General features: G+C 51.7%; 12 protein-coding genes. 9 read left to right on the top strand and 3 right to left on the bottom strand.

Features of this window, described 5'->3' with window-relative positions; genetic code table 11:
* Nucleotides 1-7: 7 nt before the first annotated feature.
* From JOE45_RS13295 to JOE45_RS13285, 3 genes are all read left to right on the top strand, one after another.
* Nucleotides 8-2,008, top strand: coding sequence for a vWA domain-containing protein (locus JOE45_RS13295; protein WP_210019757.1), 2,001 nt, complete (start codon nt 8-10; stop codon nt 2,006-2,008).
* On the top strand, nt 1,989-4,868 hold the full coding sequence (locus JOE45_RS13290) for a VWA domain-containing protein (protein WP_210019758.1): 2,880 nt from the start codon (nt 1,989-1,991) through the stop codon (nt 4,866-4,868). The genes JOE45_RS13295 and JOE45_RS13290 overlap by 20 nt, the downstream gene beginning before the upstream one ends.
* Before the next feature lie 164 nt (nt 4,869-5,032).
* A complete protein-coding gene (locus JOE45_RS13285) occupies nt 5,033-5,965 on the top strand; it encodes a D-2-hydroxyacid dehydrogenase (RefSeq protein ID WP_210023307.1) in 933 nt (310 codons plus the stop codon).
* A 26-nt stretch (nt 5,966-5,991) separates the two neighbouring features.
* On the opposite strand, the gene JOE45_RS13280 is transcribed toward JOE45_RS13285, so the two are convergent.
* Nucleotides 5,992-6,327 (bottom strand): L,D-transpeptidase, encoded by a 336-nt coding sequence (locus tag JOE45_RS13280; RefSeq protein ID WP_210019759.1) that lies wholly within the window; start codon nt 6,325-6,327, stop codon nt 5,992-5,994.
* Nucleotides 6,328-6,524: 197 nt separating this feature from the next.
* Between JOE45_RS13280 and bacA the strand changes: the two genes are divergently transcribed.
* A complete protein-coding gene (bacA, locus tag JOE45_RS13275) occupies nt 6,525-7,322 on the top strand; it encodes an undecaprenyl-diphosphate phosphatase (RefSeq protein WP_210019760.1) in 798 nt (265 codons plus the stop codon).
* Between the two features lie 73 nt (nt 7,323-7,395).
* On the opposite strand, the gene JOE45_RS13270 is transcribed toward bacA, so the two are convergent.
* The gene (locus JOE45_RS13270; RefSeq protein ID WP_210019761.1) at nt 7,396-8,175 is read right to left on the bottom strand and encodes a DUF1836 domain-containing protein; all 780 of its coding nucleotides are present in this window, start codon (nt 8,173-8,175) and stop codon (nt 7,396-7,398) included.
* A 253-nt stretch (nt 8,176-8,428) separates the two neighbouring features.
* Here JOE45_RS13270 and JOE45_RS13265 point away from each other — a divergent pair, with 253 nt between their 5' ends.
* The 3 genes from JOE45_RS13265 to modB all read left to right on the top strand — a co-directional run bounded on the left by JOE45_RS13265 (nt 8,429) and on the right by modB (nt 11,409).
* On the top strand, nt 8,429-9,769 hold the full coding sequence (locus tag JOE45_RS13265) for a hemolysin family protein (RefSeq protein ID WP_210019762.1): 1,341 nt from the start codon (nt 8,429-8,431) through the stop codon (nt 9,767-9,769).
* A 149-nt stretch (nt 9,770-9,918) separates the two neighbouring features.
* Nucleotides 9,919-10,737, top strand: coding sequence for a molybdate ABC transporter substrate-binding protein (gene modA, locus JOE45_RS13260; RefSeq protein WP_210019763.1), 819 nt, complete (start codon nt 9,919-9,921; stop codon nt 10,735-10,737).
* A gap of 6 nt (nt 10,738-10,743) precedes the next feature.
* Nucleotides 10,744-11,409, top strand: coding sequence for a molybdate ABC transporter permease subunit (gene modB, locus JOE45_RS13255; protein WP_210019764.1), 666 nt, complete (start codon nt 10,744-10,746; stop codon nt 11,407-11,409).
* A 2-nt stretch (nt 11,410-11,411) separates the two neighbouring features.
* Here the strand turns inward: modB and JOE45_RS13250 are convergent, their stop codons facing one another.
* Complete coding sequence (locus JOE45_RS13250; RefSeq protein WP_210019765.1) at nt 11,412-11,720, bottom strand: hypothetical protein; 309 nt, start codon at nt 11,718-11,720, stop codon at nt 11,412-11,414.
* Nucleotides 11,721-12,125: 405 nt separating this feature from the next.
* Here JOE45_RS13250 and JOE45_RS13245 point away from each other — a divergent pair, with 405 nt between their 5' ends.
* Both JOE45_RS13245 and JOE45_RS13240 read left to right on the top strand, forming a co-directional pair.
* Entirely contained in the window at nt 12,126-12,449 is a 324-nt protein-coding gene (locus JOE45_RS13245; protein WP_210019766.1) for a DUF2325 domain-containing protein, read from the top strand.
* 219 nt (nt 12,450-12,668) lie between these two features.
* Nucleotides 12,669-13,304 (top strand): stalk domain-containing protein, encoded by a 636-nt coding sequence (locus JOE45_RS13240; protein ID WP_210019767.1) that lies wholly within the window; start codon nt 12,669-12,671, stop codon nt 13,302-13,304.
* The last annotated feature ends 40 nt before the right edge of the window (nt 13,305-13,344 follow it).

The following is a 13,344-nucleotide window of genomic DNA, read 5'->3' as shown; positions in this document are numbered from 1 at the left end:
CAACCAGATGCAGTTTCAATCGCTTGTCAGCCTATGGTTTGGCTTGACGCTGCCTGCTATCGTTCTGATGTATTTACTTAAACGCAAATATGTCGATACCGAGGTGCCGAGCCATCTTCTGTGGAACCGGGTGCTGCGTAACCTTGAAGCGAACCGTCCTTGGCAGCGGCTGCGCAATCAGCTGCTGCTGATTCTGCAGCTTCTCATTGCAGTGCTGCTGGTGCTTGCGCTGATGCAGCCGTGGGTATGGGCCAAAAGCGGCGTGAAAGGGCACCTCGTGCTCGTGCTGGACCGGTCGGCCAGCATGGATGCGCTCACCCCCGATCCAGAGGACTCGCAGCAGAAGCTGACAAGACTCGAACTGGCCAAGCGCATGGCGGCCGATGTAGTCCAGGGCGAAGCGTCCGGCAGTGCTGTCACGGTCATCTCGATGGGCGGACAGCCGGAGGTGCTGGTATCGCGGGAAAGAAAGACGGATTCGGTATTGGCTGCTTTACAGAGTGTGGAGCCTTCCTATGGAAGAACCGCTTACAAGGAAACGATGTCCCTGGCGGCGGCTTTGACGCAGGACGATACGGACGCGGAAATTCGCGTGCTAACGGATGCAGGATGGAGTGATGGAACGGAAGGGCTGACATTCCGTGTGCCAGTCCGGGTGGAACCTGTTGGGGATGCCCCGTTGAACAATATTGCGATCGTACAGTTCGGCGTCAGGAACGGAGCAGCCGCAGGCTCAGTTGCTAACGGTGTTGCCGCTTTAAAAAACACGGGAAACTCGATCCTGGAAACTGACGTTACGCTGTATGCGGATAGCGCTGCAGCGGAAACGGCACGGATCCGGCTCGAACCGGGCGAGCAGAGAACGCTCCATTTTGACAATATACGAAGCTCGGATGTTTACAAGCTGTCGATGGAAGCCAAAGACGATTATGCGGCAGATAACGAAGCGTTTGCTTTCTTGTCCGGTGACCAAAACCGCAAGGTGCTTCTGCTGACTGAAGGGAATTTGTTTCTGGAAAAAGCGCTGCAGCTCGCACGGGCAGAGGTTATTAAAGTACAGGCGGAAGGGATGACAGCGCCACCCCAAGGCGAGTTCGACCTGGTCGTTCTGGATCGGCTGCAAAGCGGCGCCATTACCGGAGAGGCTTGGCAGCGGCTGCTTCGCGAGAAGCCGGTCTGGTCCATTCGCAGCGGTTATCAAGGGACGGAAACAAATCCGCCTCAGGCCGATTACCAAATCAGCGAGCATCCCGTAACCAAGTATATTCGTTTTCAGGATACGCATATCGCCAAAATCTTACACGTGGAGCCTAAGGATCAAGCGGCTTGGGGTGAGCCGATCGTATCGGCCGGTTTGCAGCCGTTAATTTTTGCAGGATTGGAGAATGGGCAGCCGCGTTTGCTATTTACCTTTGATCTGCAGCAGTCCGACCTGCCTCTGCGTCCGGAATTTCCGATTCTGGTGCAAAATGCGGTCGATTGGCTGGGAAGCACTCAACGTGCAAGCTTAGGACGTGTCATTGCGGGGGAGAAGACGGACATACCGGTTTCTGCCCAAACCGTATCGGCTCAGTGGTTGCCGATAGAACTCGCAGGGACGGGGGCATCCTCAGGATCGGTTACAGGTAAGGTGCAAGCTGCAGGGCAATCTCCGGTTCCAGCCGAAGAGGCAGAAGGAGCTGTCCTCAGCGGTCAAACCGTGCCGAATCGGCCGGGGCTGTATCAATTTGTAGAGAAAGACGAAGACGGGGGCGAGCGGAAAACGTATTTGGAGGTATCGGCTGATCCAAGAGAGTCAGCGATAACAGAGCGTAAGGAACTGGAGTTTGCCAGACCTACTGCGGGAAATCTGAAGCCACTGGGCTCAGGAGATTCCGGGTCCCAGGTTCAGCTTGAAGAACGTGAGGGAGAGTCGCCCTATCCGCTGCTTCCATGGATTATTGCATTGGTTACGCTGATCGTTGTGGCAGAATGGGGGGTGTATCACCGTGGGAATTCAGTTTCGTGAGCCTTGGTTTTTGCTGCTGCTGATTCCGCTCGCGGGCTTTGCCGTATGGGCCTGGCGCTCCAAGCTTCGTATGGAAGGCGGCCGTAAGCGGCTGGCGGTAGGTCTGCGGACGCTTCTCCTTCTGCTGCTTGTTGCCGCGCTATCCGGTATGCAGTGGTTCGTGACGCTGGATCGGCAAGCCGTGTTTTACCTCGTGGACCGCTCGGACAGTATGCCTGCAGGAAGCCAGTCTTATGAGCAATGGCTGCAGGCATCTGCCGAAGCCAGAGAGGATCAAGATCAAGTCGGCGTCATCTCTGCCGGCGGTAACGCCGCTGTTGAGCGTACCCTCTCTTTACAAGATTTGAGGCAGTTCTCGTTCTCCAGCGAAGTGAACCGGCAGTTTACGAACATGGCGCAGGGCATGCAGCTGGCGGCAGGGTTGCTGCCTGAGGAAGCAGCGTCGCGCATCGTTTTGATTACGGACGGACGGGAGAATGCCGGCGACCTGCTGCGCCAAGGGGAGCTATTGAAGGATAAGGGGATTGCCGTCGATGTACTGCCCATTCCGGCACCCGCGCGCAAAGATGTGGCCATCGAAAGCCTCAAGCTGCCGGAGAAGCTGTATCAAGCGGAAAAGTATGCGTTGGAAGTACAGCTTTCCAGTACCTTTGCCGGCACAGGTGAGCTGCGGGTATACGAGGATAACCGGGAGCTGACGAGGCAAAGCGTGTCTGTAGAACGGGGAGACAACCGTTTTGCGTTGCAGGGCTTGGCCAAGGAACCGGGCTTTCATCGGTATCGGGCTGAGATCTATTTTGAGGGCGATGAGCAGGCGGTGAACAATGCCGGCTATGCGTTCAGTCGGGTGAGCGGCCCTCCGAAGGTGCTGATCGTGGAAGGAGCGACGGGTTCCTCCGGCAACCTGGAATCGGTCATGGCTTCCGGCCTGATCGGTTACGAAACGATTGCGCCCGAGATGCTTCCGCTCGAGATGGCGGATTATACCGGGTATGACAGCATCATTTTGAATAACGTCTCCGCTACGCGGATGTCGGGTTTACAAATGGAGATGATCGAGAAAGCGGTCAAAGATCACGGCATCGGTATGGTGATGGCTGGCGGCGAGGACAGTTACGGCATGGGAGGCTATTTCAAAACACCGATCGAACGAGCGCTTCCCGTGTCGATGGAGCTGGAGGGCAAACGGGAAATCCCTTCGCTTGGTCTTATTCTTGTCATCGACCGGTCCGGGAGTATGGACGGCGGCAAAATGGAGCTTGCCAAGGAGGCCGCTATGCGGACGGTCGAGCTGATGCGGGAGAAGGACAGCGTGGGAGTTGTCGCCTTCGATTCCACGCCTTGGTGGGTCGTGGAGCCGCAGAAGCTAACGGATAAGAAAAAAGTGCTGAACCAAATTCAATCCATACAACCGGCCGGAGGGACGGAAGTTTATACGGCCGTGCAGGACGCTTACCAGCAGCTGCTCAAGGTAGAGGCACAGCGCAAGCATATCATACTGCTTACGGACGGTCAGTCTTCTACGAACCAAAGTTATGAGCAGCTTGCAGCGAGCATGGTCGAAAACAACATGACGCTGTCTTCTGTAGCCGTTGGAGAAGGGGCGGACGTGGCGCTTCTTGAGACGATCGCCAAGCTGGCCAAGGGACGGTTTTACTACACGAACGATCAGAGTACGATACCGGCGATTTTCAGCCGGGAGGCAGTCATGATGTCGCGAACGTATATCGTGGATCAGCCGTTTGTGCCCTCATTAGGCCAGCCGGGGGATTGGGGGGCGCTATTCGGAAGAGGAGTGCCTCAAATCAACGCTTACGTAGCCGCGACGGCGAAGCAAACGGCAGAGGTGGCTCTGGTGAGTCCGGAGCCGGATCCTCTGCTCGCCCGTTGGCAGTATGGATCGGGGCGTACGGTCGCTTGGACGAGCGATGTCACGGGTAAATGGTCGCGCGATTGGGTAGCGTGGGATGCATTCCCGCAGGTATTTAGCCAGATCGTCAAATGGACGTTTCCGCAGTTTCAAGACATGCCGCTCGAGCTGACGACTCAGTTGAACGGCAGTGAAGTGAAGATAGACATGAAAAGTCATGCAGCCGATTTCAAAGGCGAGCTTCGCGCATCCGTAACAGATGAAACGCTGCAAACCGAGTCGCTGCAGGTAACGCCGACCGCTCCGGGAAAGTACGAGGCAAGGATGGACATCTCCAAGCCGGGCGTCTTCCTGATGAATATCGACATGCTGGATGAGCAGGATCCAAGCCGCACCATCGGCAGCTTTACCACGGGCTTCGTGCTGCCCTATTCGCCGGAGTACCGCATCGGCACTAGCTCGGGCGACCCGACGGCCAAATTGCAGCAGTTGGCCGACATGACAGGCGGCAGAATACTCAGCATGGATCGCCCCGAAGAAGTGTTCCAAAGGGAGGTCGTGCAGAAGAAGCAGCTGCACGATCTGACGCGCTCACTGCTGATCTTAGCTGTGCTTCTCTGGGTGCTGGACATCGCCGTGCGCCGTCTGTCCCTGCCGTTGGAGCGCCTTGCCGCACTGCCGAATGTACTGCGGCGCGGGAGTGCTCCGCCGAAGGTGCCTGCCGCGGAAGCTGCGATGGAACGTCTGCGGGATCGCAAGCGCAAGGTCGGCGCGTTCTACCGGGGAACAGACGCAAGCGAGCCAGCTGCCGTTCGGTCCCCCGGCGGCTTATCGCTGCTGGAGCAGGATGCAGTGACGGTGACGGTCGAAGCGACAGAGATACCATCGGTAGAAGCCGGTAAGCCTACGTCGTCTGCCCCAAAGGAAACGGACCGCAGCACGGAAACGATGAACCGGTTGCTCGCGGCCAAGAACCGACGCAGGCGGTAAAAACCAAAGGGCTTGTTACCTCTTATGGAGAGGTCAAGCCCTTTGGGTTGTTCACTCGCATTACTCTTTACTGTCAACTCGGTTGACAGGGGCCGCAGTTTGTGATTATGTTGCTAATCAGAGGACAGCATGATGACAAAAAAACAATATGGGTGAACAACGATATGAAAATACACAAGATTTTAGTAACCGGTCGTCTGTACGAAGAGATGAAGCGCTTGATGGCTGGCCGCAGCGACAAGGAATTCCGATTTCTACCTGATCATGAAGTGAGCGAAGCCGACTTCGTTTGGGCGGATGCCTATGTGGCGTTCAAACCGACCGTGAACTTTCGGTTCGGCCATTTGCAATGGGTACATGCGATGGGTGCGGGGGTGGACGCCTTCCTGCACGGGCGGGAGTGGAAGGAGGATGTGCTGCTCACTCGAACTACAGGTCCGTTCGGAAGGAAAATCAGCGAGTACTGCTTGAGCTATATGCTATCGGAGCTGCAGGTCCATAAGGAGCTTAGGCATAACGCTGAACAAAGGAAGTGGAACCCGTTGACGCCCAAGCCTCTGAGCGGGCAAAAGGTTGTCATTTGCGGCACAGGGGAGATTGGTCAAGAAATCGCTCGAACCTTAAGCGCGTTTGGAGTGATCGTAAGCGGAGTATCCCGAAGCGGAACCAAGCAGCCGTTTTTTGCGCAAAATGTGGCTTGGAAAGAGAACAGTGAAGTATTATCCGAAGCCGACTGGGTGATCAACACGCTGCCTCTCACAATGGATACGATAGGCTTGTTCGATGCCGACTTATTCTACACACTGCGGCACTGCGGCTTTATTAATGTTGGCCGAGGGGCCTCGGTACGAGAAGATGCTTTGATAGCCGCAGTGAAGGAAGGGCACGTTAGGCTCGCTGTGCTCGATGTGTTCGCAGAGGAGCCTCTTCCCGCGGAATCGCCGCTCTGGAACGAACAGGGAATAGTGATCACGCCCCATATCTCTGCGGTCACCACACCGGAAGAAGCGATGCAGAGCTTCATCGATACGCTGACCATGATCGAAGAAGGTTGCCGACTGCCGATAAATTTGGTGAATCCGAAGCAAGGCTATTAAATGAACAGACAGGCTGCCAAGGCAGGTTAAACCCTGATCGTGACCCGCGTCCCGATCGGAACGAGCCGGGCTAAAGCGAGAACGTCCGAGTTGTACATACGAATGCAGCCGTGAGAGACGGCTTGGCCGATAGACGCCGGATTATTTGTGCCGTGAATCCCGTAATGGGGTCTCGACAAGCCCATCCAGAACGCTCCGAAAGGGCCGCCGGGGTTCGGGGCCTTATTGATGATGGTATATTCTCCGACAGGAGATTGCGTCAATATTTTTCCGATGGCAACAGGATAGGAATGGACGACGATGTTGTCATTCAACAAGTGCAGCTGACGGGTTGACAGGTCGACGATGATTCGGTAGGCCATGAACTCAATTCTCCTTTTACAGAGTTTATAGGTATTCATACATACTTTATGCGCACCGACCTACCTTTGCATTAGGCAAACACCCGGAAGTGCCACGGTATTTTCCACGAATATCCGTCTTTGTTCGCTTTTATCTTTCTAGGGGAATCAACTATAATGGAGTTTGTAAGAAGTAGAGACAGGAGAGAGGGAGAACATTGAGTGATATACTGATCGCCATCATTATGGGGATTGTAGAAGGCTTAACGGAATTTTTACCCGTATCGTCAACGGGGCATATGATTCTTACGGCTCATTTGCTCGGCTTTACGGGCGAGAAGGCCAAAACGTTCGAAATCGTCATACAGCTTGGAGCGGTGCTGGCCGTGTTCGTATTATACTGGCGCCGTTTTTTTGGCATGCTGCGTATCAAACCGGGTTTCATGCAGGAACGTCGTGTCAACATTGTTCATGTGGCCCTCGCGATGGCTCCAGCGGTTGTCATCGGTCTCGCTCTGCACAGCTTAATTAAGAAATATTTATTCGGACCCGAAACCGTATTGATCGGCTTGGTCGCCGGAGGTATTCTGATGATCGTGGCTGAAAAATCCAGGAGAAGGGTAACGGCAGAGAACGTGGACGACATTACGTATAAGCAGGCGTTTGGGATCGGAGTGTTTCAATGCCTTGCGCTGTGGCCCGGCTTTTCGAGATCAGGCTCTACTATCTCCGGGGGCATGCTGCTCGGAACGAGCCAGAAAGCTGCTGCGGAATTCACATTTATTGTCTCCGTGCCGATCATGTTTGCCGCCACGATTCTTGATCTATATAAGAGCCGAGATCACTTGGCAATGGATGACCTAGGGATGTTTATCGCAGGCTTGGTTGCGGCGTTCGTCGTCGCGATGATTGCGGTAGTTACCTTTTTGAATCTGATCAAACGTCTGAAGCTGTCATGGTTTGCCTACTACCGTTTTGCTTTGGCCGCCATTTTCTTCTTTATTTTGTTTATGTAAAACAAAACAAGCCGAAAGCTACCGGAAGCCGTTGCTGAAACGGATTCGAAGAGCCTTCGGCTTTTCTTTTCATCTACGATTGCAGATCCTGCAGGAACAAGGTTGCGTTCAAGAAGCGTCTGGCCAGCGATTGAAAATACGTGGTTTGCACCGAGACCATCGCAATAAAGATCGTATTACTCACGGCTTCCTTTTGCTCCTCGCTTAACCCGTCGAGCGAATCCGCAAAATCATCCGCTTTTTGCTTAATCAGCTGTTCCAGCATGTGGTCGTGGTTTCGGATACCAATGTCATGTCCGGAGAGGTCCAATACTTGGTCGTTGTTTTGATCCATCTCCTCGAAGATCGAAGAATATAACGAATACAGCCGGAGCGGGCTGATCAAATCGTCCGTGTCGTCATCCGGGCTTTGAAACAGAAGCGTCAACAGCTTACGGATCGATTCGAAATCCAGAGTGGCCTTCAAATCTTCAATGATGAATAGAACGGCGGTCTGCTTGATCGAATATTTTTTTCCAAGTTGGGGGGGGCCAACTAAATCTTTAAAGTCCCGTTTCACCCAGTTCTGCACGGTGGTAATAGAGAAGTGAGTATATTCGATCTGATTGCCCAGCGAGACGATTTCCGTCAGGGAAAAGCCGTCGCTTTGATACTTTGTCTTGATGATTTTTTCGAAAATCGGCGGGAGTGACGTGGAGATGAAGGCGCCGAACGATTTGCCACCTTGAATCTCGGCCCTATGTGATTTGGCCCACGCTTCCTGAAGGACGGCCAACGGTGTCTTACAGCTCATTCCCTGCAGTGATAATAAAAGAGCTGCCATTTGCTTTCTCGTCAAGTAGAACAGTTCCATAGGATTTCTTCCTTCTCGATTTGAAGTTCATATGAACTTATCATAAGATTATTTCGTAATAAAGTCAAAGCTTCTAATAAGAAAAGAATACCACATGCACAGGTGTATTTTAAGCATAAATTGCTTCAATATAAACCAAAATGATGAAATACGGACTTTGCAGTGTCAGTACATTAAGGTCTATGATAAGTTCATAAGAACTTTATATGTTGGTGGTTATATATATTACATCCTAATAAATGAGGAGAATCCAATGTACGCCTTAAACTTGTTTATGGTAGCAGTGCTCATCGTGGCTACGGCTTTTTTCGTGGCTACGGAATTCGCCATCGTTAAACTTCGATCCAGTCGGGTGGATCAAATGGTGATGGAGGGCCGCAAAAATGCGCTTGCCGTGAAAAAGGTCACCAGCAATTTGGACGGATATTTGTCCGCTTGTCAGTTAGGGATTACCATTACCGCGCTAGGACTCGGTTGGTTAGGAGAGCCGACGGTGGAGAAAATACTCCATCCGGTGTTTGAACGTTTCGAGCTGCCGGGAGAGATTACTTCTCTTCTTTCTTTCGCAATCGCCTTCATTTCCATCACTTATTTGCATGTGGTGCTCGGTGAGCTTGCCCCGAAATCGGTAGCCATTCAAAAGGCTGAGTGGGTTAGCATAATGACAGCGAAGCCGATTATTTTCTTTTATAAAGTGATGTATCCGTTTATCTGGGTTTTGAATGGATCGGCGAACGCATTAGTGAGGCTCTTCGGTTTGAGGCCGGCCAAGGAGCATGAAGAAGCGCATACGGAGGAAGAGCTGCGCATCATTCTGACCGAAAGCTACACTAGCGGTAATATCAACGTGACGGAGTACGGGTATGTGAACCGGATCTTCGCGTTTGACGATCTGCTAGCTAGAGAAATCATGGTTCCCCGGACGGATATGGTTTGCCTGTATCTCAACAATACGCCGGAAGAGAACCTTCGTATTATTAAAGAAGAACAATACACCCGATTTCCGGTGGTGAAAGAAAGTAAGGACCACGTGGTCGGGATGATTAATACAAAACAGTATTTTCTGCGTCAAGATGACGAACCTGGCATCGAGCTATCCGAGCTGATCCATCCGGTGATGACCGTCTCGGAAGCCATGCCGGTCAAAACACTGCTGAAGAAGTTGCAGCAGGAGCGAGCCCATATTGCCATCCTGGTTGATGAATTTGGCGGTACGTCCGGTATGGTATCCATCGAAGACGTACTGGAGGAAATCGTCGGTGAAATCCGAGACGAGTTCGACGCCGAGGAGCCGATCGAAGTGGAAAAGTTGGGTGAGGGCCATCTGATCGTAGACGGCAAGGTGACATTGACCCACTTAAATGACCTTTTGAATACGGATATTACCAGTGAGGAGCTGGATACGATTGGCGGCTGGTTGTACCGGCAGAATCCGGATTTGGAGGAAGGTCAAAAATGGCAGTACGAGAACCTCACCTTCGTTATACGTGAAAAAGAAGAGCATCGTATCCGCAAATTGGAGGTCGTGAAGCACGGCACGCCAGATGCGGAAACTGACTCAAACGAAAGCCGGGAAGAATCAGTGAATATGTAACAATGCCTTGGGCAGGGAATAACCAACCTTGCCCGAGGCTTTTTTTGTTCGATGGTGGACGGTATATGGAGAGATGTAGGACAAATGCTTTGCTTTATAGATCTTAAGCTCGATATAATAGAGCATAACAAATGTAAATAGGTGATTGGATGAGGAGAAGAATCAAATATCGTCCGTTATGGTCTCTGCTTATGCTCATAGGAGCGATGCTGGCCATGACGGGCTGCGGCGAAGTATCGAATACCTCGGAAAACGGCGCTAAGATTGATCTTACAGTGTCGGCGGCCGCTAGCTTAACGGACGTGCTGAAAGAAATTCAAGCCGGGTACGAGACGCATAACAGCAGCGTCAAGCTGAATTTAAATTTTGGCGCATCCGGTTCACTACAGCAGCAGATCGAGCAAGGGGCTCCTGTGGATGTGTTCATCTCCGCGGCCGCGGAAAATATGAAAGCGCTTGTGCAACAGCAGCTTATCGATGCGGAGGAGCACACGGTTTTGTTGATGAACGAGCTGGTTTTAGTAGTGCCGGCTTCAGTTGAAGGAGCAGCGAAGTTCACCAAGCCGGAGGACCTTACAAGCCAGGAGATCCATCATATCGCTATAGGCGAGCCACAAAGCGTACCGGCGGGGGGCTATGCCAAAGAAGCGCTCATCCATGCCAAGCTATGGGATGCCCTTGAGCCGAAATTCGTGTTCTCCAAGGATGTAAGACAAGTGCTCACTTATGTGGAATCCGGCAATGCGGAGGCAGGTTTCGCCTATAAAACAGATGCGTTAACTTCCCAACAGGTTAACATTGCCTCTGTCATTGATCCCCAAAGCTATCCGCCGATCGAATACCCTGTGGGAATTATCAAAATGACCAAGCACAGCAAGGAAGCCGAGGATTTTTATCAATATTTACAAAGCAGGGAAGCAGCGGATGTCTTCATCAAATACGGCTTTTCCGTTCCTGGGGGGAAATAGGAATTTATGCTTACCATTTCATGGAGTGAGTTCGCGGCACCCATCCTGCTTTCGGTGAAGGTATCATTGACAGCAAGCTTAATCGTGTTTTTGCTTGGTATCGCTGGGGCTTGGGCGCTTTCTCGGAGAACCTTCAAGGGGAAAACAGTGCTGGAAACCGTCCTGATGCTTCCGATGGTGCTCCCGCCGACCGTTGTTGGTTTTATACTGCTGATGATGCTGGGCAAGAAAAGCTGGCTTGGCCTTTTTTTCGAAAGCTGGTTTGCACAGACGATTATTTTTACTTGGTGGGCCGCTGTCATCGCCTCGGTCGTTGTCGCCTTTCCTTTGGTATATCAAACGATGAAAGTAGGCTTTACATCCGTGGATCGGGATTTGGAGGATGCCGGCCGGTCGATGGGAGCAAGCGAATGGCAGGTGCTTCGTTTCATTACGCTCCCGCTTGCTTGGCGCGCACTGATGATTGCTTACGTTCTTGGATTTGCACGGGCGCTTGGTGAGTTTGGAGCAACTTTAATGATTGCAGGGAATATCCCGAACAAGACACAGACGGTACCCACTGCGATTTACATGGCGGTGGAATCGGGTCGTCTGGAGTTGGCCTGGTGGTGGACAGGTTCCATTATCGTCATTTCATTTGTGATGCTGCTTATCGTCCAACTCAAAAAGTAGATCTAGAGAGATTGACGGCAACCGGCTAGGTGATCGAAGCTGAGCAATTTGGCTGGTCGTTCGTATTTCACCTTTTCGTCTCGGAGGCCGCGGCTCTTATCTATGCCGCAAATCGTACTGTAACCGGTACAGGGTAGCCGCCCGAAGTAAGAATTCGCCAGACAGACTCCACCGGTAACATGGGCTTCAATGAACGCACAAGACTGGATACAATGCTCTAACAATAAGTATTTCCCCGCCGCTGCCTCGTGAAGCTCTGACGAGCTGGCGGTTTCTTTGGCGTGCATCAATGAAAAAGGAAGGTGAAGCAAAGTCGGTTCTCCTAAGGGTGGCCGGCTTTGTTTTTGAGCCTACGGTGTTGCGAGCTTCTCAGCTATGATTTTACAGTGCGGTATTCAGTTTTCAGCTCATTTGTAAGCACCCGGTCGGCAAATAGTGGATGATTCAATAAAGCCCTCTTTTATGAAAAGAAGTATATATCAAAAAAGTTGACAATAAGAATGAGAAACATTATCATTAACATTATAGATGAAATTGAGAATCATTATCATAATATTATTCGTTACCCTACATCTTATCTTGGTCGTGCGTTTACTAATGCATGCTCCATACATAGTTGAAAACGATGGGGATGTCCCGGACAGAGGGCATACTCGATTATTGGCTGAACACATATCTCATAGACATAAAACTATATTATAAAGGAGAACGTTCATATGGCATCGATCTTGGTTGTAGGAGCCGATCACTTGGGCAATATGCCCGAACATTTAGCGGATATTGGGTTTGACGAAGTCATGCATATGTCAGGTCGGAAGTGTCAAATGGTAAGAAAGGGCATTCCAGACAAGGTCGATGCGGTGCTGGTGCTCACCGACTATGTCAATCATAATTTGACGAAAGCGATCAAGCAGCAGGCCAAAGAGCAGGAAGTGCCGATTTACTATGCCAAGCGGTCGTGGTGTTCCGTCAAAAAAGCGTTGTGTGCATGTGCGGACACCTGCGAGTGGTTGAATGACAGGAAAGAGGCGCTTCCGTAGACCTGTAATAAAGAAGCACCGCCGCCGCAGCGATACGATAAAGCGATGCATCTCGTCGATTTTCTGGCTCAATCGGCGGATGATTAGACAAGGAATGGAGGCCTCCCTGCTAGGGAGGTCTTTCTATTAGGTAGCAGTGGATAATATTTCAACGCCCCATCAGCTTGAAACCTAGTATGATAGAGTCATAGGCTGAAGAGCATCCGAGGAGGGACTATCATGAAAAGGTTCATTGTGGGGCTGTTTTGCGGCGCAGTACTGACCGCTTCCACTACGATTTATGCATCTGATGAAATCCAGGCGCTGCTGTTTCCTGTAAAATTTCAATTTAACGGCGCGAGCCAGGAAGTAGGCTCGCGCTTCTCTGTGTTGAATTACGAAGGCCATACTTACGTACCACTCAGGTTCATGGCTGAGAACCTCGGTGCAGGGGCTGTCTATGATGCGAAAACACGTACGGTCTCCGTCGTTTCTGAGCCGAAGGACGCGGGCGATGTGCAGCGCAGCATCTGGGCTGCCAAGTATCGTTTGGAGCGGGGCATGCATCAGAAGGAAGTCAAAGCGGAGTTAGGTGACCCGTCCTTCCTGACACTGATCGAAAGCTCGAAGCAGCAAGTCTGGCGTTATGATTTTGGGGCTAAGGAGGATTACCAAAACGGAGGATTGAACGCGGATGTGGAAGGGATACGCCGCGGCGACCTTAAGGCACAGCTGTTCATCAACTGGAACTCTAACGGTCAAGTCGACCGGTATGAAATGTGGAGTTCCACTAACGCCGGTAACGGTACCAGTAACGTATCCAGCTATATCGTTTATCCCGACGGCTCTACAAGTGAAGTATTGTCTGCGGAATAATGATAACAGCCGGCATCCTATCGGAGCCGGCTGTTGATTA

The sequence above is a fragment of the Paenibacillus sp. PvR098 genome (assembly GCF_017833255.1).
Taxonomy (GTDB): Bacteria; Bacillota; Bacilli; order Paenibacillales; family NBRC-103111; genus Paenibacillus_G.
This window is presented reverse-complemented; position numbering and strand designations above follow the sequence as displayed.

What these genes read in the sequence shown, in the direction of transcription:
- JOE45_RS13295 (WP_210019757.1), top strand. Translation starts at nt 8, where the DNA reads ATGCAGTTTCAATCGCTTGTCAGCCTATGGTTTGGCTTGACGCTGCCT.
- JOE45_RS13285 (WP_210023307.1), top strand. Translation starts at nt 5,033, where the DNA reads ATGAAAATACACAAGATTTTAGTAACCGGTCGTCTGTACGAAGAGATG.
- JOE45_RS13280 (WP_210019759.1), bottom strand. Translation starts at nt 6,327, where the DNA reads ATGGCCTACCGAATCATCGTCGACCTGTCAACCCGTCAGCTGCACTTG.
- JOE45_RS13270 (WP_210019761.1), bottom strand. Translation starts at nt 8,175, where the DNA reads ATGGAACTGTTCTACTTGACGAGAAAGCAAATGGCAGCTCTTTTATTA.
- JOE45_RS13265 (WP_210019762.1), top strand. Translation starts at nt 8,429, where the DNA reads ATGTACGCCTTAAACTTGTTTATGGTAGCAGTGCTCATCGTGGCTACG.
- modA (WP_210019763.1), top strand. Translation starts at nt 9,919, where the DNA reads ATGAGGAGAAGAATCAAATATCGTCCGTTATGGTCTCTGCTTATGCTC.
- modB (WP_210019764.1), top strand. Translation starts at nt 10,744, where the DNA reads ATGCTTACCATTTCATGGAGTGAGTTCGCGGCACCCATCCTGCTTTCG.
- JOE45_RS13245 (WP_210019766.1), top strand. Translation starts at nt 12,126, where the DNA reads ATGGCATCGATCTTGGTTGTAGGAGCCGATCACTTGGGCAATATGCCC.
- JOE45_RS13240 (WP_210019767.1), top strand. Translation starts at nt 12,669, where the DNA reads ATGAAAAGGTTCATTGTGGGGCTGTTTTGCGGCGCAGTACTGACCGCT.